Source organism: Roseofilum reptotaenium CS-1145 (assembly GCF_028330985.1).
GTDB classification, from domain to species: Bacteria; Cyanobacteriota; Cyanobacteriia; order Cyanobacteriales; family Desertifilaceae; genus Roseofilum; species Roseofilum reptotaenium.
Genome location: NZ_JAQMUE010000075.1, coordinates 63,712 through 88,402 on the forward strand (window position 1 = coordinate 63,712; position 24,691 = coordinate 88,402).

A 24,691-nucleotide genomic window follows, 5' to 3' on the forward strand; every position below is an offset into this window, starting at 1 on the left:
CTTACCTGAAGGCAGTCGCCAAGTGCAGAAGTGCCGATATATTTTTTCGCTTACCCGTAGCACTATTGTGCATTTTTTACTGGCGTAAGCACTACAGAACCTTGAAAACTAGATATCACTGCCATGACTACCAGAACTAGAGCATCTGCCTCTACCCATGGGTTTACTGCCATGACTGGAGCCGACTTCAACCCCTTTGAGCCTATTGGGGGTCGTCTCGTCAGCATGGACAAGGAAACCCTCTCTTGCCTGATACAGAGGTGCGATCGCTTTCATGTAGAGTCCACCTTATTCAAAAGGGAGTTAGTTGAAACGACCAGGGAAGAGGTTAACAGACTTCTCTCCCTCCATGAATGGGAGACCGTCCAAGATTGCCTGACTTTCTACTACTGGACAGTCCCTAGTTCTGGTAAAAACTCTCTCTTTACTCAGGAAGAAATAGGGGTAAATCGCTCTCATGGGAACCGCTATGAACTTTGAGAGCGCAACCCCATTTTTCTTTCCCGTAGAAGTCATTACAGACCCCAGGAGTATATCATGAGAATTCGTTTGAAACCCAACCCCCACGGGAGAAGGTTTAAGCCAAACCAAAGTAAGTGGCTCAATTCAGAGACTAAACCTGTCCGGTTACCAGAGGTTCTTATTCCTGAAATTCTGGAATATGCCCACCAACTGGACAAGGGAAATGTTAGTCAAGAATCCGATGAAAACATCAGGCAAGTCCGCTCTATTTTAGAAGGCTGCTTAGACAGCAAAAAGTACCCGGCAAATAGAGGAGGTGCAATTAAGAAAGAAATCAAGAAAGTCTTAGAACTTTTGCGATAGCCAAATACCTCCAAAATGAGGGTACACACGTCTTTTGTCCTTGTTGACTGAATCCTCAATCTGGGATTAGTATAGAAGCGAAAAAAAAGAACGGGCTAGATTTACACTCTAGTCCGTCACAAAATAAAAACATCCGATATTATGCACAAAAATCTTAAAGAGCGAAACCCCTCTCTTAACAGTTCTTCATATGGGGGTCATTCTCGTTCCCCCATTGTATCAGACAATGATTGGTTAGAGCAACAGTTAGATGAGTCTGGCATAAAGAATTCTCTATTGAGGAAGCAGTTCAAGGTCTGCTCTGAAGGCTTCACCATTGAGGGAGTAGGCATTGATGGTCAGCCCAATCCTGACTCTTGGCAGAAGCGCAACCGCTACCCAGAGAAGCATCTCAACAAAGAGGGTAAGCCCATCAAGTACATCACCCAGAAGAAGAAGCCAGGAGAGAAACATGGACGCTATGATGCCTTTCTGCCGGCTGGATATGTTGTCTGGTATAGCGAGCTAAAGTGGAAATGCTCTGATTTCCTGGAGTCCTTGCCAGAAGGGGACAGAGGGGATACCTTGCTCTCCCTAGGACAATTCCTCATCAAGCACCCATCATTCCCCATCGTTCCCACTGGGCAGAAGAATTAATGATGAGGGAGGTTTCCCAGCTCACCTATTGCGCTCTTGTGATGCCATCCCATCAAGTGGATGAAGTCATCAATGAATTAGGTGAATATGAGATTCCAGAGTTCCGGTCTAAACAGTGGGAACTGGAGACGGCGGAAAACAGCGTGGCTGACTTCTTGGATACTGAACTAATACCCATTGCTGGATGCAAGACAAGAACTAAAGACATTTATGACGAGTACAAAACCTTCTGTACGGAGACTCGACAGAAGCCTGTCGCTATGAACAAGTTCAGCTCTCGTCTACTGACGGCTTGCAGTTTCGTAGGTTGGGAAGTAGAGAGAGGATTAAACCGCAACGGCTCTTACATGGTTGGAGTAGACATAAGGGAGGAGGTCAGAGACATGAACCCCCCCCACCTCCAGTGAAGTGTTCAAACAAGCAGAGAAGGTTGACAATCGTTATCTACCTTCACAACTTTCACAGTCAGACGGGGTAAGAGATTCAGCCTTCACACCTACCTTCACTCAACCTTCACGGGAACCTTCACAGCCTTCACCGACGAAAAATGAATCTGGAATTCCTAGTCCATCCCCAGAGTGTGAAGGTAGTGTTAAAGCTGATGTGAAGGTTGATGTGAAAGCTGGAACCCAGTCAGGGCAAGGGTGTGAAAGTTGTGAAGGGACTTTCCCTAAAAAGTCTCCAGGAAGAGAGTCTTCACCGGAAAATGCCTCCAGTGGCTCTCCTCCAGAGCTTCGTGTGGGGATGAAAGTGAAGAGCAGAAGCCTTGAGATGGGACTATTTAATGAGGGTGTCTTAACCCTTCCTCCAGGAGAGGATGGAGAGTGGGGAGTCTTCTGGGAACACTTTGGTCGCAATAGCAGGGAACACCCAGACAATCTCATCCCAATTGTTGACTGACCTAGTTTGATAATTCATACCAGCAGGATTGGCTTCTCGTCACCCCTACTGAGATTTTGCCAGGGCTTTTCTGTGCCTAAAACAAGCTCAAGACAACACAAAGTGAATTTGGTATCCTTATAACGATTCCAGCACAAAAGCAATTAAGTGCAGAAGGTAGAGCAAAGTGGACTCCTCAAGACCTCCAACTCCTTAAGTTTGTTTTGTCACCCGTTAGGGGGTCAACTGATCCCTTTGCTTCTCTCACTCTGACATTCATTATCTTCTGGAGCAACGTCTTAGTCGGGTCAGAAAGGGTTAGGGTTGTTCGGCTACGGGCAATGGCTTCTTTACGAGCAGCTCCAGGGTGTAAGCCATCTCTCTGTGTATGTATAGTCAGTGTCACCCTTAATCACTCTGACATTCATTATATGCATGATTGGTGTCACTGCAACTTGGGGTGACATCCATAGTATATACTTTTCCGTCACCCCTTAGAGTTTTCTATGGATTCTATAGAAAACTCTAATTACTATCTAACCCATTTGACCTATTTCTTGCCCCTTACTTTTGGAGGTGTTATGGTGGTTTTAGGCAGATTTTAGGCAGGGTAGTGGGTTTTGGTCCCGCCATTCCTAGGCGAGAGTCATAGCATGTAATTTATGAAGTTAAACTGGGGTGCTAGGATTCGAACCTAGGAATGGCGGGACCAAAACCCGCTGCCTTACCGCTTGGCTACACCCCATTGGCTTTACCTTTGATATGATAACCTTAAGTGCTAGGGGTTTGTCAAGGGTTTGACTGAAAAATTCCCCCAAATTTACCCGAATTTCCCCTGTGGGAGTCCCTGAATCTGTACGTGATGAGGCAACCGTGTTGTTCACAACTCCACCATCTCCCCCTAAAATCCTCGCCGTTGATGACAGTGCGATCGTCCAAAAATCGATTCAAAATGCACTCCAAGATCAAGGCGTAGAGGTTTTAGTCGCTGATAATGCTGTAGATGCCTTAAATTTGATTTATAACGAATCCATCGCCGTTCTTTTACTTGATGTTTCTATGCCAGGGGTTGATGGTTTGGAACTTTGCCGCACCATTCGCAGTATCCCTGAGTTTCAATCTCTGCCGATTGTGATGGTGACGGCGCGGGATAGTCCGTTTGATAAAGTCCAAGGGCAACTTGCTGGAGCAACCCAGTATCTGACTAAGCCTTTTGATTCCCAAACCATACAAGGTATTGTCCAAGGTTTTATCGATAAAAGCAAACCAAGGTAAAGGACTAAATCCTTTACCTTTACAAGTCAACTCTGCTGGTAAAACGCTGCTAACTTTTAGTGGTTTGCGTTGCCAGCAGTTCTTTGAGTTTTTCCAGATCCGCAGCCCAACGAGGATCGGGTTGAATGGAACCCGTATCTTGGCTGGAGCTAGAGGTGTTTTTCTTGGATTTATTTTTCTTACGGTTTCCGCCACCGCTTGAGCTGGCAGTAGGAGCGCTAGAGGCTGCCCCACCTTCTGCGCTGCCCCCCTCTTTACCTTTGTTCCGAGGCTGGGCTTTCTCGATCTTAAGGGGACTTTCTTTGAGCAAATACCCATTAAATTGCTCAATAATTTGGTCGGCTTGCTCTTCATTTTTGACCGTGACAAACCCAAATCCGCGACACTTACCGGTCTTACGGTCTGTAATGACCTTAGTGGAAACTTTGGGTTCTGTTTCAGCAAAAACGGCTTCCAGCTCTTGCTTTTCCGTTTCTTTCGGTAAGTTACCAACGTATAACCGAACAGACATTGATAAGACCTCCCTATTTAGTCTGAGTTGACATAGATATGGCATGACCTAGCCTCCTGAAGACCGATCTGGCATTCAGTAGACTGAGGATGATGGGTAAACACAGTAAAATATTCACCTCGTTGGTAAACCTTTACTATTAAGATTGGGTTAGGCATCACGTTGCTCATTGAGTCTCATGGCAGGCTTTATCGATTCCGAAGACTCGGAAAAGGAAGAGCCAGGTTTTCCCTTTGGAGTCACTGTAAATTTTCCGGGTATTCCTATCGCTATCGAGCACATATTTATATTCTTTAGGTGGCTCTACCATGTTTACTTCATGCCATATTTAACCTATCACGTTTTGGCAGATGGAGCTACCCAAAACTCAATTATTTTACCCTTAAGTCCAGGATTTTGTCATCCCCTTGTTCAGAAAATTTCTTAATCCTATGGCTAACAGATAGTAAAAACCAGCCGGTTACGCGGCTGGTTAACTTGCTGTGTTGGGAGGAAGAACACATGATTCCAAAGCAGCCCACCCTGCACTTGCGTTGTCGATCGCCAGGTTGATTGACTGTTCTGGCTTGAGCCTTCTTGTTAAGAAATGTAACACACAAATTGAAATCTCGCAAAATTTCTTTACATTAGGTTTGAAAAACTAGATAAGCGCCCCAAAGTCCAGAGGCGATCGCCAATAAAGACAGGAGTAGGGGATGATAGCTATTGGCTTGTAGTTGCGATCGCCCCTCCAAATAGGCCAAATCTATAGCCACATCAGCTCCCCGACGCAACCAGCCCCCTACCTTCACAGACTGACCCATCAAATCTTTGGGGCAAACAGGGTTAATCCCCCAATCGCCGAAAATACTCGCACGGGGGCAATGGCGTAAACGAATCAACCCCGCAGAAGTGTGTAGGATTAACGTCTGTCCTAAACCATTATGAACCCCGCGCCGTCCCAAGAGTTTGCCCTGTAAGCGGATAATTTGGCGTTTTTGAGGGGTTAAAGTAGCATCGATTTGGAGCTTGGCGAAGGTTTCTGAATGATCGATGCGCTGATCCTGGAGGGGACGCACTTCCGGATAATAGCGATTGATCTGAAGCATCAGGATCAGGCTCAAACTAATGAAATAACAAGCGGTTATTAAATCTCCATCCTGATCTTGGGAGAGCCAAACCAATTGACCCACATAGAAAAAATAGGCGATCGCCCCCACCAGCATCAACACCAGACGAAACCCGATCCCCACAATGAACGCTTGACAGAGAGCGCGAGGGAATAAGGGGAGACTATTATTAACAAAAATCGAAGTGGCAACACTCAAATTAATCGCCGTTTTCAGCCATTCAGGTAAAGTTGAAGGTAAAGAGAGCCGAATGGGAGAGGAAAAGGGCAAACGTAACTGGGTTTCTAAACTGAAATTCATCTGGGTGGTTAGCCATTGTGTAAAATCCGACGATAAAGAGAAGTGACGAGGAGGGATAAACGGTAGATCTAACTCCGTTTCTAAGCGGAAAAATCGGGCTAAATCCGTTAACCGTTGCAGGCGATCGCCCAATCGTCCATGACTATTCAGTAGGGTAACTCCGTAGCGATAGAGATTGTGTAAATCCCATTGCAGAACACTTTCAAAGGGTTGATTGGGGGTTAGATTACCGATCGCGATCGCCTGTTCCACTCCTAGGGGAAGCAAGAGATCGAAGCGTTCTACGACTTCCGGCACACTAGATATCTGTATAATTCCCCTGTGCCAACTTTGTGCTAGTTTCAACAATCCACGGGTAAAGGCATTCGGGTTACCGGTAAGACTCACTGCAGTAGCATCACTATAGAGCAGTCGCCATCGAGAGAGTAGCAGTAGGGGCAGACGGAACAGATGATAGTAGGTATAACTGAGATTTGCCAAGAGAGTAGATAAGCCTCTGACGATCAGTTCTAGCAGACGGATATCCAGGCGATCGGCCAAACGCTCACCTAACTTAGAGATTGACCAATATAGAGTATAGGGAAGTTGCAGGAAACAGACACAAGCTGAAAGCAAGAGAAAATCCCAGTTGAGAATATGAGCCAGTTGGGTTGCGTAAAAGATAGCGAGTTCATCATCTTCCAGGCGATCGAGCATTCCCTGAGAAATAACAATATGACCGGTAGGGCGCAAGTGACCGATCGGGTATTGGATATAAGTGAAAATTAGGGGTAACGAGGTAGGTAAAATACCCAGTGTAGGTTGGGGAAGTTTCCGTTGACGACAACAGCGTTGAATTACGGTTGCTGATTCTGGCCGGATGGTTTTGAGATGCTCCAGGTTTAGGGGTTCTAATTCATACCTTTTTTTGAGCAAGAGAGAGAGCAAAGCTGGAGAAGCGATAAAAATTAATAATGAGAAGATGAATAGGAATAACGTGGGGTCTCGATAGAGAATTTGCCAAGGGTTGAGAAAGGGCAGTTTCAAGAGCAGGTACTGGACAAGGGCAATGCTGATCTCAATGACAGTCACCATCCAGCCAAAAAAGGCGATCCCCGTTATTCCTTGCAAACCCCATAACCAACGGATATCCGATCCCAGTTTCGAGGTTTTCGGGAGCGTACCCCATCGTTTAGCACGTCCAGCATTTTTCCAGGTTCTCACTTCTGGGGTAGCACAAGGAGAGGACAGACGGTTGTTTGGTTCTTTCACTTCCGTTTTGGGAGCCTGAGGAGCAGAAATGGGTAAAGCATCTGTGGGATCATCGGGAGACATGGTCTTGGATGGCTCCAGATTGGGGAACTGGCGCTTGAGTTTAGGTAAGGTTTTTTTCGCCCAGTTTTGGAACGGTGCATCGGGGCTGTAGATGAGCAACTGGCATAAATTAAGTGCTTGTTGCCCTTGACCCACTTTACGATAAGCAATAACTAATCCCTGTTGAGCGCGTCTTTTGCGAATGCCCTCTGATTCATTGGTATAAACGCCGTTTAAGTGGGCGATCGCGCGATCGTACTCTTGACGCTTGAGTGCTGCTAACCCCGCCGTTAAGGACGGGCGCTTTGGGGGTGGTGATGACATATAGCAGATAATAGTAGGCCATTGAGAGTGATAGCAGCAAGAATATCTACCCCTATTTCTTGTCTTCACTGTCGAAGGGTAGGCATAGGGTACGGTTATCCTTAACTCAATCTATGCTAATCTAATGCCCGTTTGGGTATCGGGAAGAGCTTAGAGGCGATCGCTAAAATAACGGGTTCTTACAGAAGAGCCGGTGTATCAGTTTCTCAATTCCACTCCTCAAGAGGGGTGATAGATTTTCATCATCGCCTGAGTGCCCAATTCTCCCCCATTATCTAGCTTCTCAACACTCTTAAAATGCTGATTGGCTAACTCAGTACCTGGGAAATCTTCGGCTTCAATCATTTCTAAAACCAAGCGCAAATCTTTTAAGATATGCTTAATGGCGAAGCCAGGAGCAAAATCAGACTGATTAATTTTAGGGCCGAGATTGGAGAGGGCCCAAGAGCCAGCCGCGCCACCCCTACAAACTTCAACGATTAAATTAGGATCGATCTTCTGTGTTTGGGCCAGTTTTATGGCTTCGCATAAGCCGATTAAATTAGCCGAACAGAGGACTTGATTACATAGTTTAACCGCTTGGCCACTGCCGACTGGGCCACAGAGGTGGATCGATTTTCCCATCACTTCAAAGAAGGGTAAGCCATCTTGAAAATCCGCTTCACTGCCTCCGACCATAATCGTTAATGTGCCGTTTTGGGCCCCAACATCTCCCCCAGAGACGGGAGCATCTAAAAATCGGAGTGATTTAGTGGACAAGGTTTGGGCGATCGCCTGAGCTGCATTCGGTCCAATGGTACTCATATCCACCACCAGAGTCCCCGGTCTTGCCCATTCTGCCACACTGCCCGGGCCACATAGGACTTCCTCCACATCGGGAACATCACCCACACAAGAGAAAATCACATCTGCTGTGGCTACAGCTTCTTGAATCGAGGAAACGATCTCTACACCTGCCTCTAGAGCCGCCCTTACCCCTGGGCGATCGGGGGTACGATTCCATCCTTTAATAGGATATCCGGCACGAGCCAGGTTAGCGCTCATGGGGCCACCCATAACTCCAAGTCCTAAAAAAGCGAGTTGTTGATTCATGGTTGTTGTCATGTGGAACTACGAAATAGGCAATAGGCAATAGGTAATAGGCAATAGGGAGCAGGGAGTAGGGAGCAGGGAATAATTCTAGTCTCCGCGTCCCCGTTTTCTCCCATTGCCCTATTGCCCCATTCCCCCATTCTCCGGGCGATTTTCCCATAAAGACCGAGGTTTTGGAGATGAAGATTGGGTGAGTCTAGCTTGTTGTAAGGCTAAAGAGGCTGCTTTTTTCACATCAGCCACAGCATCATTTAAGCCCCGTTGTAAATAAGGTAAAACTTGATCGGATCTTATGCTTCCCAGGGCAGTCATGGCAGCTTCACGCACAAGGGGACTCGCATCTTGACTCAGTTGCCCAAGAGCAGAAATGATCCGTTCGGTTTCTGAGCGCAAAGGACAAGAGGCAGCGAGTTGTCCGAGCGCTAAAGCGATTTGCTGGCGAACTTCCGGGTTCTGATGGCGTGTGTAGCCCAGTAATTGGGGTAATGCGGACAGTTGGGGCCAAGTTCCTAGCGATCGCAGAATCTGACTTGGATCGAGAGGGGCTGAAACTGTCCCAGATTCAGAGGGGGTAACCGTTTCTTGGGGTTCCGAGTTGGCGTTTAGTTCAACTCCGGAGATGGGGGGGGGGAGGGGTTAGTTGCTGAAAGAGCCGGTGCAGAGTCTGTATACGGGATCGGGGGATCTTCAGGGGGTTCGGGTTGTTCTTCTAAGGATTGAACCGCTTGTTGAGCCTGGCTTTGATAGCGTTCTCGCTGGGCAAGGGTGACCTGGCGAATCCGCGATTCTTGAGCCACGAGGGTTTTCATTTCCTTCAGGCTCTGTTGAGCTTCTTGGGTCGCTTGAGAGGGTTCTGAGGTGTCTGGACGAGCAGCTTGGGCTGGCATCTCTGTGGGATGGGTTTGAGCTGATTGTTGGGCATCAGCGATCGCCTGTTCCCTAATATCTTCAACGGTCTTGTCTAACCGGAATTGATGAGAGCGCTCTAGGTCTTCAATGACCTTCTGATGCTTCTGTTCTAAGGCTTGTTTTTGTTCGTCGAGTCTTTTTTCCATTAGCCAGTAGGAGATCGCAATCCCTGCGGCTATACCAACAATCAAGGCAATAATGGCAAACATAATCTGATTTTCCTCCAAACTGATGTCGATCGTACACCCAATGGGTTCGGCTTGTGTATTTGCCTAACCCTTCAGTAGATGACTGAGGGGCGATCTCTTATGACTTACCTGTGAACTTTAGTCGATGTCAGCCGATCCCCAACTTTTTCCTAGGGATGACTTAACAAAAATTTACAATAATCGGTCAAATCTGGCTCTAACTCTGCCTCAATTCTGATTTTGATCGGCAAAACATAAACTTTTCTAAACGACAGAGGTGACTTTGTAACAATATCTCCCCTTTTTGCTTAAGATATGACGTTAAGCCTTCAAGCCTAATTTCGATCATACATATATAGAGGAGAAGAACACATGGCTGATTCCAGAGATATTGAGATGATCGCAGCCTATGGGGGTAATCCAGAGGTCGGTCACCTCTCCACCCCAGTTAGCGATTCTGCATTCACTCGCGCCTTTATTGGCAACCTTCCCGCCTATCGTAAGGGTCTTTCTGCCAGTCGCAGAGGCCTTGAAGTTGGCATGGCTCACGGTTACTTCCTGTATGGCCCCTTTGTAGTACTTGGCCCCTTACGCGAAACGGAATTAGCTAACCTGGCAGGTTTATTAGCCACCATTGGTCTGATTTCGATTTTAACCATCGCTCTGTCTCTCCATGGTGCGGCTGATGTTAAATATCCCCCTGTAGAATCAGCAACTCCATCTGCTCCCTCTAATCTGTGGGATAAAGATGGTTGGGGTGACTTTGCAAGCAGCTTCTTTCTGGGCGCTTGTGGTGGTGCATTCTTTGCCTATTTCCTCTGTCTCACCCCTCACCTAGCTCCTCTACAAGAGGTTGTTAATAAGATCTGGTCTGTGGGATAGAATCTTTCTTAAACGAACCTTGAATGTGTTCAGTCCAAAGTTTCCTTTCAGGAAAACACTATAAAGTTTTAACCGCCAATTAGTCATAAGGAGTTTTTGACATGACAGGTGCTTACGCTGCTTCTTTCTTACCGTTTATCTTGGTTCCCTTAGTCGGTTTAGTTACTCCGGCTGTAGTTATGGGTTTGTTATTCATTCACATTGAAACTGAGGCTTAAATCCTATTAGGTTTATTTGAGCATACCGTTCATAAGAAACCTCGCTAGTTTAGCGGGGTTTTTTGTGGTGTAGGGGTGAAAAATTTTTGCCCTTAATCGCCAATATTAGAGTCATTAATTCCTTCTGAACCCATCTCGACTAACAGTTAATGTTGGTAGTAGTATAGCTTGATCCGTTCGGCGCAATCGCGATCGCGCCAGACTTGATAGTTTTCCCAACTAGAGGGTTGCCACACTGCCAAAAAATGTTGATTTTGGCGAGGATTGGAGATGAGCGAAGTCATAGGATTGCAAGGCATAATTTGACTATAGCGTTTCTCTCTTCTATGAGGTACAGCTTGAAGCCTTAGAACCTAAGCTATACAAGCTATTGCAAAGCAAGCCTATTGTATAGCGCTTCGCGCTATACATCACCATTCTACCCATTACCCATAATTTTCAATTCCAAATTTTTTCTTTGAGGCGATTTGAGGGTATGGATTTCTAAAGCATGATGAAACTGTATACGTTGCCAATAGGACACATCTTTCAAGTATTTTCCTTGATTCAAATGACTGCTATTACGCACTTGAGTGACCGTTTGGGGTAAGACTCCAATCAGTTGGGCCAAGACTTGACTGTTGAGTTCTTGAACCGTTTCTAGTCCAAAGAACGCTTCTAGGCTCGATAGCAGCTTTTCAGTACGGCAGAAAGGGTCAGGAGAACATTCGGTAAGTTTGTGCAACCAGCGTATCCATTGAATACGCATACTATAAGCGTGGTGATACTCTTGACGGTTGGTGATCGGCACTAATTGAGGCAAACCAATAAACACTAGTTCTCTACCTTGTTCTTGAGAGGTAATGGCTGCACCAGGGCCAAGAAACTCGGCATGATAATCGGTACAAAGAATCAAGGCACTTTTTTTCTGGCCAGAAACGGCGAACACGCCCTTAATATCCCACTTTTCAATCAACTCGTGCCTAAGTTGCCTCTCTCCTTCATGCCCCACCATGACCGTTTCTCTCCATACCCAAATGATCTGTAAGCAATTTGTAGAGACTGGAGTGAACTGTTTTCGGGGTTTTCTCCTTCCCTACGCCTACTTGACATCCTAATTGTCCTCCTCGTCATTTGTCTTCAGATATTCTTGGATCTTTACACAATCTATATATTTCCTCCTAGGTTTACTGAGTTTTTATCAAGTTTCCGTAGAAAAATCCTTGTTTTTTTAGTATCAAAACATACTTTTGCGCTTTTCCACGGACTTGAGTCGAGAGATTCCCCTCAATGTCCCTTTTTAAGCAGGGGTACTTTCTTCGTTTCGATGGACCAACAAAAGGATAAACTAATGGGCGGGCTTCTGTTCATGCCCCGATCGCTTACTGGTTGAATCTTATGGTGACTTCTCCTTCTGCTCCTACCGACATCGAAAATCGTAAAGCCGATCATCTACGGATCTGTTTAGAAGAGGATGTGCAGTTCCGACGCACGACTTCTGGATTAGAGCAGTATCGCTTTATCCATGATTGTCTGCCAGATTTAGATTATGAGGATCTCCAGGTAAAGACCTCGTTCCTGGGTAAAGAGTTAGGGTCTCCGTTTTTAATTTCTTCAATGACGGGGGGAACAGAGCAAGCGCAACAGGTTAATTTTCGTCTGGCAGCTCTTGCACAAGAGTATGGTTTGGCGATGGGAGTGGGTTCGCAACGGGTGGCAGTGGAACAACCGGAAGTAGCCGATACGTTTAATGTACGGAAAATCGCCCCCAATATTGTGTTATTGGCGAATTTGGGTGCGGTGCAATTTAACTATGGCTATGGGGTGGAGCAGTGCCAACGGGTAGTCGATTTATTGGAAGCAGATGCCTTGATTTTGCACCTGAATCCCTTGCAAGAATGTATCCAAACCCGTGGTGATAAGAATTTTAAGGGATTACTGCCCAAAATTGCCCAGATTTGCGAGCGATTGTCTGTACCGGTGATTGCCAAAGAGGTGGGGAATGGAATTTCTGCTCGTTGCGCTCAACGGTTATTGGACGTAGGGATACAGGCGATTGATGTGGCGGGTGCAGGGGGAACGTCTTGGGCTAAAGTAGAGAGCGAGCGCGCAGAAAGTCAGCTCCAGCGCCGTTTGGGTCAAACATTTGGAGATTGGGGGATTCCGATGGCTGAGTGTTTGACCCAGATTCGGCAGATGAATCGCTCGATGCCGTTGATTGCGTCGGGAGGTCTAAGAACGGGATTAGATGGGGCAAAGGCGATCGCTTTGGGCGCAGATCTGGTAGGCTTGGCTTGGCCCTTTCTACAAGCTGCCCAGCAAGGGGAACAGGCGCTCATTGAATTGGCTGATGTGTTGATTGCAGAACTGAAAACGGTGCTATTCTGTACCGGCCATCCGGATCTCAGTACCCTAAAATACACCCAGAGTTTACAAAAAATGTCATGATTGATCCGATCAACTTCTACTGTTCTCGCTCTTAATTGAGTCTCGAATTATGCGTCAATTCCTGAAATATACGTTTGCCAGTATCCTGGGAACTTTGGTGAGTGTAGTCTTGTTAGGGGTTCTGGGGATGGGTGGATTCATTATCTTGCTCGCCAGTCTAGCAACAAAAGAGACGACTCCCCTAGTTAAAGATCAGTCTGTTTTGGTGTTGGATTTAGGGTTACGAATTAATGACACGGAACCGAGTTCAACAACGACTACAGCGATTAATGAGGCGCTTTCGGGAACGACGAAACGAACGATTACCCTGCGGCAATTTCTGGATGCGGTGGAGGGGGCGATCGCTGATGAGCGCATTGTGGGCTTATATTTGCAAGGAACAGATGCCGATATGGCAGTCGGTTGGGCCAATTTACGGGAAATTCGAGCAGCGCTGAAACAGTTTCGGGAAGCAGGAAAACCGATTATTGCTTACGATTTGAGTTGGAGTAAAAAGGAATATTATTTGGCTTCAGTGGCTAATCGTGTAATTATGCATCCGATGGGAAATCTGGAGTTAAATGGCTTGAGTTCAGAGGTGATGTTTTTAGGGGGAGCACTACAAAAGTATGGTGTGGGGATTCAGGTTGTCCGTGCTGGCAAGTATAAATCGGCAGTAGAACCGTTTACGTCTACGAAGTTATCGACGGAAAATCGGCAACAAATTCAGGCATTGCTTGATAGTCTTTGGGGTGATTTTCGAGAACAGGTGAGTGGAGATCGCCCGATAAATGCGGCACAAATTCAAGTTCTTGCGAATAATAATGGTATCTTATTCGCTAATGATGCCCAAGAGAGGGGCTTTGTGGATGAGATTTGGTTTGACGATCAGGTAATTGAGGATCTTAAGGCATTAACCGAGAGTAAGGAAGATGCGGAAAGTTTTCGGAAAATTAGTTTTCCTATCTATGCAAGTGTTCCCAAGCAGATTGATTTGGCAGTGGATCGCACTTCGGAGCAAAAAGTGGCTTTGGTGTATGCCGAAGGAGCTATTGTAGATGGTCAAGGACGAGTAGGAGAAAATGAAATTGGCGGCGATCGCTATGCATCCATTTTACGGGATTTGCGCTTAGACGATCGGGTGAAGGCAGTGGTTTTACGGATTAATAGTCCGGGGGGAAGTGCGACTGCTTCGGAGAGGATTCGACGGGAGTTAGAGTTAATTCAAGCCGCGAACAAACCAGTGATTGTATCGATGGGGAATTATGCTGCTTCTGGGGGCTATTGGATTGCTACAGCCAGCGATCGCATTTTAGCAGAACCGAATACGATTACCGGTTCCATCGGTGTGTTTGGAATTTTACCAAACTTGCAACAAATCGCCAATGAGAATGGAATTACTTGGGATGTAGTCAAAACAGGATTGTATGCTGATTTAGGCAGTAGCGCTCGCCCCCGATCTCCTGGCGAACTTAGTATATATCAGCAAAATGTCAATCGAATTTATCAACAATTTCTGCAAACCGTGGCAGCATCCCGTAATTTAACGGTGGCACAAGTCAATCAAATTGCCCAAGGTCGGGTATGGTCAGGAAAAGAAGCCCAGGGAATCGACTTAGTAGATGAGTTGGGAGGGTTGCAAGAGGCGATCGCCAAAGCCGCAGAAATGGCTGAATTAGGAGAAGATTGGCAACTCGAAGAATATCCCCAAACTCGCAGTTTAGAAGAGCGATTAATTGAGCAATTAATCGGCATTCGTCATACTCCAGAAGCTTCGGATTGGTTGATGGAAGAAGTGGAGAAACTCAAAGCAGAAGTGGATGAGTTAAGAACCCTCAATGACCCCTTGAGTATGTATACTCGAATGCCATTTTATTTGGAGATTGAGTAAGGAAAGGGTGATTTAGGCTAAAATAAGAAAAATTATCATAAATTCTCCGATCTTCGGGGCACTTTTAATGTGATTATTTCCAACAGGATTTAGTTCTATGACTCTTGCTATTCAACGCTTTACCCTAGAAGAATATCTGCACTACGATGATGGTACAGATACGATCTATGAATTAGTGAATGGAGAATTAGTCGCAATGGCACTCGGAACTGGACGGCATGGTGAAATTGCTGATTTTATTAATACTGAGTTTCGTCATGAAATTGCTAGAACTGGACAAGACTGGGTATCAAGAGCAATGATGCTTGCAGTTCAATCTCCCCGTGGCGATCGCTTCGATACTTCCCGTATTCCCGATGTAGTAGTGCTACCGAAAGAACAATGGCGTAATTTGCAGAACCGGGAAGCGATCGTTCTCTTGAATGAACCCTCACCTCTGTTAGTCGTAGAAGTCGCTAGTCCATCGACTCAAACCATTGATTATCGTGCTAAACGGACAGAATACTGTGTGTTAGATATTCCCGAATACTGGATCGTCGATCCCTTGGAGGAAAAAGTTACTATTTTTACGTTGTCTGAAGGCTGGTATGACGAAGCTGTATTTACAGGAGGCGATCGCCTCATTTCACCTACTTTCCCCGAACTCAATTTAACTGCCCATCAAGTCTTGCAAAGTGATTAACCGTTTACAATCAAGATTACCCAATGAATTAAGGAATATAAGTCCCCATCAATTTCCCTTCTGCATCATATAATTCTAACGCAATACCTGCCGTTCGACTAATATTTTCCAGAGCATTTTGAACACTTTGCACATGCTCATCAACCGAAGTAAACGTCGTTAAATCTCCACGACCTCTAGCCTGAATAAGTGTTTGACGAACCCTTTTGACATAATCAGACGTTAGAGTAACTTTCAATAAATTCTGACTGACTGTATATTCACAGATTTTCGGTAGACCTGCACAAGTTTGATTTAAATCATTTCGTGCTTGTTCCAACCGGTTTGCTTGCTGTAGTTTTTGCTCTGCTGACTGTAACGATCCTTGATAAACATTGACCAGGGGAGATGCTTTACTATAATAAAAACTATCGCTTGGAACTTGCTGTAAATAATTCACCGCTTGACTCCAATGACCCACTGCTAGGGCTAATTCATTACTTTGTTCAAATTCCTTCGCTTTATCTGCTAACGTTAGGGCTTGATTATAAGTATCACTAGCAATTTCTTCCTTTAAGAGTCTCTCTCGGCTGGCTTGAAACTGGGTTTCATAGACATCTAAAAGCTGATTAGCCTCGACTTTTGCTTGAGTCCCCTGGGGAATATTTTTCAAGCCATTAATCGCTGTATTCCAACTGCCATAGGCCTGTTGCCAATTTTCTAAGGATTGAGCAATTCCTTGACGAGTTTTAGCCAGATCTGCGGCCTGTTTTGCCCGTTCTAAATTCTGTTGCGCTTGTTGTTCAACTTGGATACGATTTTGAATCGCTTCTAGATTTTGTTCATATTCTTTTAGCTTGGTTTTGACTAAGGGATAAATGGTTTCAGCCGTAGAAACTTGTTGTAAATTTTTTACAGATTCCAGCCAAAGTTGCTCGACTGCTTTCCAAGTTTCCAGAGGATGGGGAGGGTTCAAACTTAGTTGGGCTGCTTCACTGGCTTGGGAAAAGGCGCTAACGATCCGATTGAGATTATCGGTATGCACTGTATTACGTCGCATGAATTCTTGGGCTTGGGCAAAATAAGGAGACCAAAAGGGAATTCGTTCGACTTGAGAAATCGCTTCTTGTAACTGTTGTTGCGCTTGTACCAATCTTTGGGGGTTATCCGTAGTTTCTGAGGTTTGGATCGCAACTTGGCCGAGGCGTTGGGCAGTTTCTAGGGGAATGCAAGTGGCGATCGCACAGGGACGAGTCATCATATACATCACTCCTCCTGCGATCGCCAGTCCCAAAAGCCCTGCAATTCCCCAACCCCAAGTAAATAAGCGAGAGGGCGGTTGAGCTGGGGTAAGGGACTGGGATGGAGTCGCTTCTAGCAGAGATTGATCCTCTAGATTAAAAGACTGGGAAAAGTAGGGGCGTTTTTGTCCTGCTACCCGCACAAAAATTCGTCCTTGGCGACCGATCAACGGTCGATACTTTCCAATATCTTGTTGCAGTTGGGCAAAGATCCGTTGGGTATCCGGTTGAATTTTGGCAGTATGTTGGGCTAACACCATTAAGCTGCCGTTTTGTAGTAAACATTGAACCCGAAAGGCTGGCCCATGGGGAAGTTTACGATTGAGGTTTTTTTGGAGATGCTGGGTGAGAACTTGGAGTGGGCTACACTCCTGCTTAGTCGCCATAGTCAGCAGGAAGGGTTAAAGAAGGAGTGGACAAAACAATGTATGGCTATTGTAACCAAAAGTTATAGCGCAACGTGCTGGTCATGGGTAATGGGATATTTTCCCCATCTCTATACTTAAATTAATCACAACAGACGCGGCGTAATCCTAACCATCCTCCTAAACCGCCGACCAATGCACCAAAAACTAGCAGTAGGAAAAATAGGGTTGTGGTATCAGTATAAAGATCCCAATAGGAATCCTGAAAGTGGGAGAGCAGAGGAATAACGGATAACTCTTGGGTAAATAACTTCAGGGATATCTGCTCAAAGCCTTGAACGATGCTCCAGGCGATCGCCCCCCCAACACCCCCTAAAATTACTCCTTGCATCATAAATGGTAAGCGAATCCACCAGCGAGAGGCTCCCACCAAGTGCATAATCTCAATTTCTCGGCGACGGGAGACCACAATTAACTCAATGGTAGTCGTCATAACGGCGATCGCGCTCACCATTAACACCATCGTCACCCCCAAACTCAACACCCGCAACCCCCGGTTAATCGTCGATAGTATATCTAACGCGGCTTCCCCATAAATCACCTCATTGACTCCTGATAACTGCTCTAACTGCGGAACCAAAGTCCTCAGTGCCTCTGGAGATCGAGCCTTTACCCTCAACTCATCCACCAAAGGATTGGTTGGTAAAATCTCGGTAGCGACCTCTGGAGAATTTAAACCCAACTCTGTCAGCAAACCCATCCAAGCTTCCTCCTTGGCGATCGCTTCCACCTCGACCACTCCCGGCAGATCCTGTACCTTCGCCACCAATGGGTTCGCGCTCCAATCCGCATCTAAATATACCGATACCTCCAACTGGCTCCCAAACTGATTCACCAAACCCTCCAACTGCCAAGCCACCTGCCAACTCAACCCAAACAAAAATAACAATACCGTCACCGTACTAATGGCCGCCCAATTCATCCATCCCCCACGGCGCAGCCCTAACTGCACCTCACTCCACAGATAGCCCAACTGAACCCCCATCAGAAAATCCTCATTTAAATAGCGATCGCTTTGAAAATTAGCATAAACCTGCTATCTTGTGACCCAGAAACATCAACCCTCTATTCTGAACCTAATTGCCTGCATCCCACAACAGCCCAAAAAATCAGCAGTTTTCCGGAAAGCCACGAAAATTTTGTGTTGATGGGGGAGAACCAAGCATACAATTAGGAATCAGGCCACAGCGCTCCCCTGGGTTTTCTGGGAGTTGTCATCTAAAATAAACAAGTCCTAACGGTGAGGTAGTGAACAAATGTCAACAATCTTTGGAACTCCTAGTAACGACGCTTTACGGGGAACAGCCGGTTCCGACAATATCTTTGGCTTACAAGGCAACGATACCCTCGAAGGTTTAGAATCAAACGATTTTTTATCCGGCAACCAACAGAATGATTTCCTCTCTGGTAACACCGGTAATGACAGCCTCAGAGGGGGGATGAATAATGATACCCTATTCGGCGGACAAGGCGATGATACCCTTCTTGGAGACCTAGGGGATGATATTGTTTCTGGAGACCTAGGCAATGATTCCCTATTAGGTAACCAAGGCAATGACCAACTCCTCGGAGGCATGGGGAATGATATCCTCTACGGGGGACAAAACCAAGATACTCTCTATGGAGGGCAAGGCGCAGACTCCCTCTTTGGAGATTTAGGAAACGACACACTATTTGGCGACCTCGGCTCCGATACCCTCACAGGAGGAGCGGGTCGCGATATTTTTGTCCTCTCGCGCAAGAGTGTGGCTGGCCAAAACCCCACGACAGGTGGCCCCGCGATTACCGATGCGGACATTATTACAGACTTTCAAGACGGACTAGACCTCATTGGTATTCAAGAGGGTCTTCAGTTTAGCCAACTCTCCATTCAAGCAGGAACTGGGACATTCGCAGGCAGTACCGTTATCCAAGACCAAGTAACCGGTAACTTCTTAGCTATTGTTCAAGGAGTTAATCCAGCCCAAATTACCGCAGATGACTTTACAACAGATTTAGTCAACCCCATCACCAGTCCAACCCCGACTCCCACACCAACCCCAACTCCTACCCCAACTCCGACTCCTACCCCACCTGTTCCTTCCACAGTCACCCTCACACTAAATGATGGAGTAGCATTTGAATCCGATGCAGCAAATACCGCTACGTTCACTGTCGCTCGTACTGGAGGAAGCACGGCCGCTGCACTCACTGTGAACTACACTATTGGGGGTACAGCGACTAACGGTACAGATTATCAAACCCTCAGTGGAAGTGTTACCATTCCTGCTGGCGCAACTAGCGCGGTGATTACCGTTACTCCCATTGATAATGTTGCATTTGATGGTGCAAGAACCGTCGATCTCACTTTAGACGCTAGTGGGTTTTATACTGTTGGTACACCTAATACAGCTCAATCCACTATTTATGATAATGAAACCGTCTATGTTTCTAATGCTTATACAACCGCTACTAATGGTGACACGGTTGAAGGAGGCCAAGCTGTAGTTGGACTTAACGCCTTTGATGTGATTACCAATGGAATTGTAGCAGCCGGTGGTGATGATACAAATCCAGGTCGGGTAGAAGTAAGAGCAGGAACGTACAATGAAAACGTAAATATCAGTACTCCTCCAGTCCATGTCCGAGGACCATTTGCAGGTGTGGCAGGAAATGATGCTAGTCGAGGTACAGGAGAGGCAATTGTCATTGGCGAAATGCGCTTTGACCGTGCTGGTTCTGCTACGAGTCCAGTGTTAATTGATGGACTGCAATTCCAGAGTGATGGGAATGCCGCTACTCCTGCCATTAATATGGGGGATATTGGTGGAGCAGGACCAACCCCAGCATTTGCAGGAGATAATAATAGTATTATCAACAACCGATTTATCGGATTGCAAGAGGATGCGATATTCAAAGGCAATGATAGTGCATCAACTAATCTCACTATTCAGGGTAATTTGTTTGATGGCATCACAGGTGCTGGAAGACGGGCGGTGTTTGTTCAAAATGTTGATGGTACTATCTCGGTTTCCAATAATGAAGTTCGCAATATTGGAGCCGCCGGTCAAGATTCTCCTGGTTTGTTATTAGATAATGTGGGTGGTACGATCAGCATCAATGGTAACGTCTTAACTAATGTTAATAGCCAGGGTATTCAATTAGCTGGCTTGCAAACAGGTGCAACAGCAACAATTAATAACAATAGATTTAACAATGTGAATTCACTTAATGATCCTACCAACTCAGCCATTCGCTTGAGAGATTCTGGAACGTCAGCAGCCACACTAAATAATGGTCAGGTTACTGTTGGTGGTAATACCATTAACAACACCTTGAATGGTCTATTTATTAGAACTCCAGCTAATCCTACTAATGTCACCTACCGTAACAATGCATTTACAAATGGAGTCATTTACCCAGGTGGTGCTTTAACAACAGGAACTCCAACTACAGGAACCATTTACGCAATTATTAATGATGGTACAGGAACTCTCAATGTAGCTGGGCTACAAAATACACTCAATGGTGCATTATTGACTGGAGCTAATGTTTTTGGAACTAATGTCACTATCTAGCTAGTAATAGGGTGAGCAGAATAAATAAGTGATGATGTAACTTCTATAATTTTTGTTTTTCCCTGCCTACCCTACAACTATTTTCCTGAAGTCAGATTTTCCCGTTAATCTTGATTTTTTCAGCTCTCTATCTTGCTAGATAAGAGAGTTTTTTTCTCCATCTATTCTTAATATTCAATACTGCATGGGTGGAGAGTTACTCCAGACTCAATAGCCTTAAATCTAGTCTTGAGTCTGTTAAACTTACATGAAGCCATTCCGATCGCCCATGACCGAAGACAATACCATCCGCATCCGAGGAGCGAGACAGCATAATCTCAAGAATATCGACCTGGAACTACCGCGCGATCGCCTGATTGTTTTCACAGGGGTGTCCGGCTCGGGGAAATCTTCCTTAGCGTTTGATACCATTTTTGCCGAAGGCCAACGGCGCTATGTGGAGTCCTTAAGTGCCTATGCGCGGCAATTTTTGGGTCAGGTGGATAAACCGGATGTCGATAGTATCGAGGGGTTGAGTCCAGCTATTTCTATAGACCAAAAATCAACCTCCCATAACCCCCGATCTACCGTGGGGACGGTGACCGAAATTTATGATTATTTGCGCTTGTGGTTTGGTCGTGCCGGAGAACCCCATTGTCCCATATGCGATCGCTCCATTGCTCCGCAAACCATCGATCAAATGTGCGATCGCATCATGGAACTTCCTAACCGTACTCGCTTCCAAATTCTCGCTCCTGTGGTACGCGGTAAAAAAGGAACCCATAAAAAACTGCTCTCTAGTTTAGCTTCCCAGGGATTTGTACGGGTGCGAATTAATGGCGAAGTGCAAGACCTTTCCGATACTATTGAACTGGAGAAAAATCGTAAACACGATATCGAAATTGTCATCGATCGCTTAATCATCAAATCAGGATTAGAAGAGCGATTAACCGACTCCTTAAGCACCGCGCTCCATCACGGGGAAGGGATGGCGATGATTGAGATTATGAGAGATTCAGAACCCGAAACGATCCTATTTTCTGAAAACTTCGCCTGTCCCGAACATGGCGCTGTCATGGAAGAATTATCTCCGCGATTATTTTCCTTTAACTCTCCCTATGGCGCGTGTCCCGACTGTCACGGGTTAGGGAGTCACCGCCAATTTTCCCCAGCACTGCTGATTCCCGATGCAGAGGCTCCTTTGTTTCGCGCGATCGCGCCCTGGTCAGAAAAAGAAAATACCTATTATTTATCCCTACTCGACAGTGTAGCAGAAGCCTATAATTTTGAACTAACCACGTCGTGGAAAAATCTAACTTCTGAACAACAAGAGATCATTCTTCATGGCACAACTGAAGAAATCTATCTTGAACCCCAATCCGACTATCGGCAAACTTCCGGTTATTATGCTCGCTTTAAGGGAGTCATTCCCATTTTAGAGCGAATTTACCATGAAACTGGTTCAGACTTACAAAAACAGAAACTTGAACCCTATCTGATTGATAAAATCTGTAGTTCTTGCAACGGAAAGCGCCTGAAGCCAGAAGCCTTATCTGTGCGCTTAGGACAATATCATATTCACGATTTAACCGAGATTTCCATAGCCGATTGTTTGGAGAAAATTAAGCAAATCCATCTATCCGAGCGCCAAGCGAAAATCGGCGAACTCGCTCTCAAAGAAATTCAAGCTAGACTGAAATTTTTAATCGATGTCGGTTTAGATTATCTTACCCTAGACCGTGCTGCCATGACGTTATCTGGAGGAGAAGCGCAACGCATCCGGTTAGCGACCCAAATTGGAGCGGGGTTAACGGGAGTATTATATGTATTAGATGAACCCAGTATTGGCTTACATCAACGGGACAACTCTCGTCTCCTGCAAACCTTAACCCAATTACGGGATTTAGGCAATACCTTAATCGTCGTCGAACATGATGAAGAAACGATTCGCAATGCCGATTATTTGATAGATATTGGCCCCGGTGCAGGGGTTCATGGTGGCGAAATTGTGTCCCAAGGAACGCTACAACACTTACTCGATAATCAGCTATCCTTGACGGGGGCATATTTATCCGGTAAACGAACAATTGAAACGCCAAAACAACGCCGCGAAGGGAATGGGCGATCGCTCCTCATCAAAAATGCCCATAAAAACAATCTCAAACATATCCATCTTGAAATTCCCTTAGGCAAACTCGTCAGCATTACTGGAGTTTCTGGTTCTGGAAAATCAACCCTCATTAATGAACTACTTTATCCTGCTCTCCAACATCATTTAAACCGGAATATTGCCTTTCCCCAAGAATTAGACAAAATCACTGGGTTGGATGCCATTGATAAAGTGATTGTTATCGATCAATCTCCCATTGGTAGAACCCCAAGATCCAATCCTGCCACCTATACCGGTATTTTTGATTCCATTCGTGCTATTTTTGCTGAAACCATTGAAGCCAAAGCCAGAGGATATAAACCTGGACGCTTTTCTTTTAATGTGAAAGGGGGACGCTGTGAAGCCTGCGGAGGACAAGGGGTAAATGTGATTGAAATGAACTTTTTGCCTGATGTTTATGTCCAATGCGAAGTCTGTAAAGGAGCCAGATATAACCGGGAAACCCTGCAAGTGAAATATAAAGGGTATTCTATTGCGGATGTTTTGAACATGACCGTTTCTGAAGCCTTAGAAGTCTTTCAAAATATCCCCAAAGCCGTTAACCGCTTGCAAACCTTAGTCGATGTCGGATTAGGATATATTCATCTCGGACAACCGGCTCCCACCCTCTCTGGAGGAGAAGCTCAACGGGTGAAATTAGCCACAGAATTATCCCGCAGAGCCACAGGAAAAACCCTCTATTTAATTGATGAACCCACCACTGGACTCTCATTTTATGATGTCCATCAACTGCTGAATGTGTTACAGCGCTTAGTGGATAAGGGCAATTCTATTATTGTAATTGAGCATAATTTAGATGTGATTCGTTGCTCTGATTGGATTATTGACTTAGGCCCAGAAGGAGGGGATAAAGGAGGGGAAGTAGTAGTAACGGGAACTCCAGAAGAGGTCACACAACATTCTCTGTCCTATACAGGGTTTTATTTGCGAGAAGTTCTAGGCTAGAACTCGCAAAGTGAACCCTTCCATTTGTAATTGATTTAATAGCGGGGAACGGAAGGATCAACTAAATAAGAGTAAGCATCAATGCCACCGGATAGGTTTTTAAGATCGGTAAATCCCTGATTCATGAGCCATTGGCACATTTGTTGGGAGCGCATTCCATGATGGCACATCACCACCGTTGTCTTATCCTTGTCAAATCGGGCATGAATTGCTTCTGACCATTCCCGAAACTGACTTAAAGATAGGACTTCAAATCCTTCAATCTGAGCCAAATCAACTTCCTGTGGTTCGCGCACATCAATAAATTGCCAATTGGCTCGCTCTTCGTCGCTCAAGTTCGCTAATTTTTCCACACTAAATTCTTCAATCATCATAGGTTGGTATTCCTAAAACTGACTTAACTATTCTCGTTGGAAGATTCCCGAATTTGCCGTCGAGTGGGAGAACGTTCATCCCCAATGATATCAGAAAATAAAGCAATCCGCTCAGACATTTTTTGTTGCACATTTTTGGCTTCTTCTTCCGATTCAAAGGGCGAAGATGTTCGAGAAAAAGATGGAGAACGCTGCGTTTGGGCTGCTTCTTTTTCTGCTTGCCATTGTTTAAGACGTTGCTGAGAAACCTGCTGATGGTTTTTCATATACTGGGACCAGAATCCAGTATTTAGTTCATCCATCGTGCGTACAATTGACCAAAACTCCATTAACATTAAGTTGTGGAGCATTTGATCGTTACGCTTCAACCCCCGGATGGCTTCAGCAATCTGGCGGTAAAAATCCCGTTGGGAGTCTGAAGACTCATTCTCTCGACTCAATCTCATTACCTACCCTATTCCCTGATACTTGGGATTATCATAGATCAGAATTCGATTGCCGTGCAGTGGGAAGTTTGCAAGAATATGGCAAGATAGGGAAA

The 24,691-nt window shown here is 45.6% G+C and carries 23 protein-coding genes and 1 tRNA gene; 12 read left to right on the forward strand and 12 right to left on the reverse strand.

Translation table 11 applies throughout. The annotated features are described in order from the left end of the window. Positions 1-123 precede the first annotated feature (123 nt). From PN466_RS13735 to PN466_RS13750, 4 genes are all read left to right on the forward strand, one after another. Complete coding sequence (locus tag PN466_RS13735) at positions 124-480, forward strand: hypothetical protein (RefSeq protein WP_271940205.1); 357 nt, start codon at positions 124-126, stop codon at positions 478-480. Positions 481-537: 57 nt separating this feature from the next. Next, positions 538-825, forward strand: a complete 288-nt coding sequence (locus PN466_RS13740; RefSeq protein ID WP_271940206.1) for a hypothetical protein — start codon at positions 538-540, stop codon at positions 823-825. A 141-nt stretch (positions 826-966) separates the two neighbouring features. Continuing rightward, the gene (locus PN466_RS13745; protein ID WP_271940207.1) at positions 967-1,461 is read left to right on the forward strand and encodes a hypothetical protein; all 495 of its coding nucleotides are present in this window, start codon (positions 967-969) and stop codon (positions 1,459-1,461) included. A gap of 408 nt (positions 1,462-1,869) precedes the next feature. Further along, positions 1,870-2,361, forward strand: coding sequence for a hypothetical protein (locus tag PN466_RS13750; RefSeq protein ID WP_271940208.1), 492 nt, complete (start codon positions 1,870-1,872; stop codon positions 2,359-2,361). A 652-nt stretch (positions 2,362-3,013) separates the two neighbouring features. On the opposite strand, the gene PN466_RS13755 is transcribed toward PN466_RS13750, so the two are convergent. Then, positions 3,014-3,085 (reverse strand) — tRNA-Gln (locus PN466_RS13755). A 131-nt stretch (positions 3,086-3,216) separates the two neighbouring features. Between PN466_RS13755 and PN466_RS13760 the strand changes: the two genes are divergently transcribed. Beyond that, the gene (locus PN466_RS13760; RefSeq protein WP_271940322.1) at positions 3,217-3,615 is read left to right on the forward strand and encodes a response regulator; all 399 of its coding nucleotides are present in this window, start codon (positions 3,217-3,219) and stop codon (positions 3,613-3,615) included. A gap of 49 nt (positions 3,616-3,664) precedes the next feature. On the opposite strand, the gene PN466_RS13765 is transcribed toward PN466_RS13760, so the two are convergent. The 5 genes from PN466_RS13765 to PN466_RS13785 form a co-directional block, all read right to left on the reverse strand. Then, entirely contained in the window at positions 3,665-4,126 is a 462-nt protein-coding gene (locus tag PN466_RS13765; RefSeq protein ID WP_271940209.1) for an RNA recognition motif domain-containing protein, read from the reverse strand. 626 nt (positions 4,127-4,752) lie between these two features. Then, a complete protein-coding gene (locus PN466_RS13770) occupies positions 4,753-7,152 on the reverse strand; it encodes a M48 family metalloprotease (RefSeq protein ID WP_271940210.1) in 2,400 nt (799 codons plus the stop codon). Between the two features lie 219 nt (positions 7,153-7,371). Beyond that, complete coding sequence (locus PN466_RS13775; protein ID WP_271940211.1) at positions 7,372-8,244, reverse strand: NAD(P)-dependent oxidoreductase; 873 nt, start codon at positions 8,242-8,244, stop codon at positions 7,372-7,374. 120 nt (positions 8,245-8,364) lie between these two features. Beyond that, on the reverse strand, positions 8,365-8,865 hold the full coding sequence (locus PN466_RS13780) for a HEAT repeat domain-containing protein (protein ID WP_313898610.1): 501 nt from the start codon (positions 8,863-8,865) through the stop codon (positions 8,365-8,367). Next, complete coding sequence (locus PN466_RS13785) at positions 8,847-9,362, reverse strand: hypothetical protein (protein ID WP_271940212.1); 516 nt, start codon at positions 9,360-9,362, stop codon at positions 8,847-8,849. The genes PN466_RS13780 and PN466_RS13785 overlap by 19 nt, the downstream gene beginning before the upstream one ends. Before the next feature lie 351 nt (positions 9,363-9,713). On the opposite strand from PN466_RS13785, the gene PN466_RS13790 reads away from it, so the two are divergent. After that, positions 9,714-10,223, forward strand: coding sequence for a photosystem I reaction center subunit XI (locus tag PN466_RS13790; protein ID WP_271940213.1), 510 nt, complete (start codon positions 9,714-9,716; stop codon positions 10,221-10,223). A 101-nt stretch (positions 10,224-10,324) separates the two neighbouring features. Beyond that, complete coding sequence (locus PN466_RS13795) at positions 10,325-10,441, forward strand: photosystem I reaction center subunit VIII (protein WP_271940214.1); 117 nt, start codon at positions 10,325-10,327, stop codon at positions 10,439-10,441. A 146-nt stretch (positions 10,442-10,587) separates the two neighbouring features. Here PN466_RS13795 and PN466_RS13800 read toward each other — a convergent pair whose 3' ends face one another. Together PN466_RS13800 and PN466_RS13805 are read right to left on the reverse strand one after the other, a co-directional pair. Next, positions 10,588-10,725, reverse strand: coding sequence for a hypothetical protein (locus PN466_RS13800; RefSeq protein WP_271940215.1), 138 nt, complete (start codon positions 10,723-10,725; stop codon positions 10,588-10,590). Positions 10,726-10,859: 134 nt separating this feature from the next. Continuing rightward, the gene (locus PN466_RS13805) at positions 10,860-11,435 is read right to left on the reverse strand and encodes a hypothetical protein (protein WP_271940216.1); all 576 of its coding nucleotides are present in this window, start codon (positions 11,433-11,435) and stop codon (positions 10,860-10,862) included. A 383-nt stretch (positions 11,436-11,818) separates the two neighbouring features. On the opposite strand from PN466_RS13805, the gene fni reads away from it, so the two are divergent. The 3 genes from fni (at position 11,819) to PN466_RS13820 (ending at position 15,420) form a co-directional block, all read left to right on the forward strand. Further along, positions 11,819-12,868, forward strand: coding sequence for a type 2 isopentenyl-diphosphate Delta-isomerase (fni, locus tag PN466_RS13810; protein WP_271940217.1), 1,050 nt, complete (start codon positions 11,819-11,821; stop codon positions 12,866-12,868). 49 nt (positions 12,869-12,917) lie between these two features. Then, positions 12,918-14,738, forward strand: coding sequence for a signal peptide peptidase SppA (gene sppA, locus PN466_RS13815; protein ID WP_271940218.1), 1,821 nt, complete (start codon positions 12,918-12,920; stop codon positions 14,736-14,738). Between the two features lie 97 nt (positions 14,739-14,835). After that, a complete protein-coding gene (locus PN466_RS13820; protein WP_271940219.1) occupies positions 14,836-15,420 on the forward strand; it encodes a Uma2 family endonuclease in 585 nt (194 codons plus the stop codon). Positions 15,421-15,448: 28 nt separating this feature from the next. Here the strand turns inward: PN466_RS13820 and PN466_RS13825 are convergent, their stop codons facing one another. Together PN466_RS13825 and PN466_RS13830 are read right to left on the reverse strand one after the other, a co-directional pair. Then, complete coding sequence (locus tag PN466_RS13825) at positions 15,449-17,086, reverse strand: hypothetical protein (RefSeq protein ID WP_271940220.1); 1,638 nt, start codon at positions 17,084-17,086, stop codon at positions 15,449-15,451. Between the two features lie 121 nt (positions 17,087-17,207). After that, positions 17,208-18,110, reverse strand: a complete 903-nt coding sequence (locus PN466_RS13830) for a cell division protein FtsX (protein WP_271940221.1) — start codon at positions 18,108-18,110, stop codon at positions 17,208-17,210. Positions 18,111-18,381: 271 nt separating this feature from the next. On the opposite strand from PN466_RS13830, the gene PN466_RS13835 reads away from it, so the two are divergent. Together PN466_RS13835 and uvrA are read left to right on the forward strand one after the other, a co-directional pair. Next, a complete protein-coding gene (locus PN466_RS13835; protein ID WP_271940222.1) occupies positions 18,382-20,682 on the forward strand; it encodes a Calx-beta domain-containing protein in 2,301 nt (766 codons plus the stop codon). 268 nt (positions 20,683-20,950) lie between these two features. Further along, positions 20,951-23,776, forward strand: coding sequence for an excinuclease ABC subunit UvrA (gene uvrA, locus PN466_RS13840; RefSeq protein WP_271940223.1), 2,826 nt, complete (start codon positions 20,951-20,953; stop codon positions 23,774-23,776). Positions 23,777-23,811: 35 nt separating this feature from the next. On the opposite strand, the gene PN466_RS13845 is transcribed toward uvrA, so the two are convergent. Together PN466_RS13845 and PN466_RS13850 are read right to left on the reverse strand one after the other, a co-directional pair. Continuing rightward, positions 23,812-24,150, reverse strand: coding sequence for a rhodanese-like domain-containing protein (locus PN466_RS13845; protein WP_271940224.1), 339 nt, complete (start codon positions 24,148-24,150; stop codon positions 23,812-23,814). A gap of 23 nt (positions 24,151-24,173) precedes the next feature. Then, positions 24,174-24,596: a hypothetical protein gene (locus PN466_RS13850; protein ID WP_271940225.1), complete on the reverse strand. Its 423-nt coding sequence runs from the start codon at positions 24,594-24,596 to the stop codon at positions 24,174-24,176. Positions 24,597-24,691 lie beyond the last annotated feature (95 nt).

Coding starts and splice junctions, on each gene's coding strand:
- PN466_RS13770 (WP_271940210.1), bottom strand. CDS start 7,152: ATGTCATCACCACCCCCAAAGCGCCCGTCCTTAACGGCGGGGTTAGCA.
- PN466_RS13850 (WP_271940225.1), bottom strand. CDS start 24,596: ATGAGATTGAGTCGAGAGAATGAGTCTTCAGACTCCCAACGGGATTTT.
- PN466_RS13820 (WP_271940219.1), top strand. CDS start 14,836: ATGACTCTTGCTATTCAACGCTTTACCCTAGAAGAATATCTGCACTAC.
- PN466_RS13740 (WP_271940206.1), top strand. CDS start 538: ATGAGAATTCGTTTGAAACCCAACCCCCACGGGAGAAGGTTTAAGCCA.
- PN466_RS13835 (WP_271940222.1), top strand. CDS start 18,382: ATGTCAACAATCTTTGGAACTCCTAGTAACGACGCTTTACGGGGAACA.
- PN466_RS13785 (WP_271940212.1), bottom strand. CDS start 9,362: ATGTTTGCCATTATTGCCTTGATTGTTGGTATAGCCGCAGGGATTGCG.
- PN466_RS13825 (WP_271940220.1), bottom strand. CDS start 17,086: ATGGCGACTAAGCAGGAGTGTAGCCCACTCCAAGTTCTCACCCAGCAT.
- PN466_RS13790 (WP_271940213.1), top strand. CDS start 9,714: ATGGCTGATTCCAGAGATATTGAGATGATCGCAGCCTATGGGGGTAAT.
- PN466_RS13830 (WP_271940221.1), bottom strand. CDS start 18,110: ATGGGGGTTCAGTTGGGCTATCTGTGGAGTGAGGTGCAGTTAGGGCTG.
- PN466_RS13800 (WP_271940215.1), bottom strand. CDS start 10,725: ATGACTTCGCTCATCTCCAATCCTCGCCAAAATCAACATTTTTTGGCA.
- sppA (WP_271940218.1), top strand. CDS start 12,918: ATGCGTCAATTCCTGAAATATACGTTTGCCAGTATCCTGGGAACTTTG.
- PN466_RS13775 (WP_271940211.1), bottom strand. CDS start 8,244: ATGAATCAACAACTCGCTTTTTTAGGACTTGGAGTTATGGGTGGCCCC.
- PN466_RS13745 (WP_271940207.1), top strand. CDS start 967: ATGCACAAAAATCTTAAAGAGCGAAACCCCTCTCTTAACAGTTCTTCA.
- PN466_RS13805 (WP_271940216.1), bottom strand. CDS start 11,435: ATGGTGGGGCATGAAGGAGAGAGGCAACTTAGGCACGAGTTGATTGAA.
- PN466_RS13735 (WP_271940205.1), top strand. CDS start 124: ATGACTACCAGAACTAGAGCATCTGCCTCTACCCATGGGTTTACTGCC.
- PN466_RS13795 (WP_271940214.1), top strand. CDS start 10,325: ATGACAGGTGCTTACGCTGCTTCTTTCTTACCGTTTATCTTGGTTCCC.
- PN466_RS13845 (WP_271940224.1), bottom strand. CDS start 24,150: ATGATGATTGAAGAATTTAGTGTGGAAAAATTAGCGAACTTGAGCGAC.
- PN466_RS13765 (WP_271940209.1), bottom strand. CDS start 4,126: ATGTCTGTTCGGTTATACGTTGGTAACTTACCGAAAGAAACGGAAAAG.
- uvrA (WP_271940223.1), top strand. CDS start 20,951: ATGACCGAAGACAATACCATCCGCATCCGAGGAGCGAGACAGCATAAT.
- fni (WP_271940217.1), top strand. CDS start 11,819: ATGGTGACTTCTCCTTCTGCTCCTACCGACATCGAAAATCGTAAAGCC.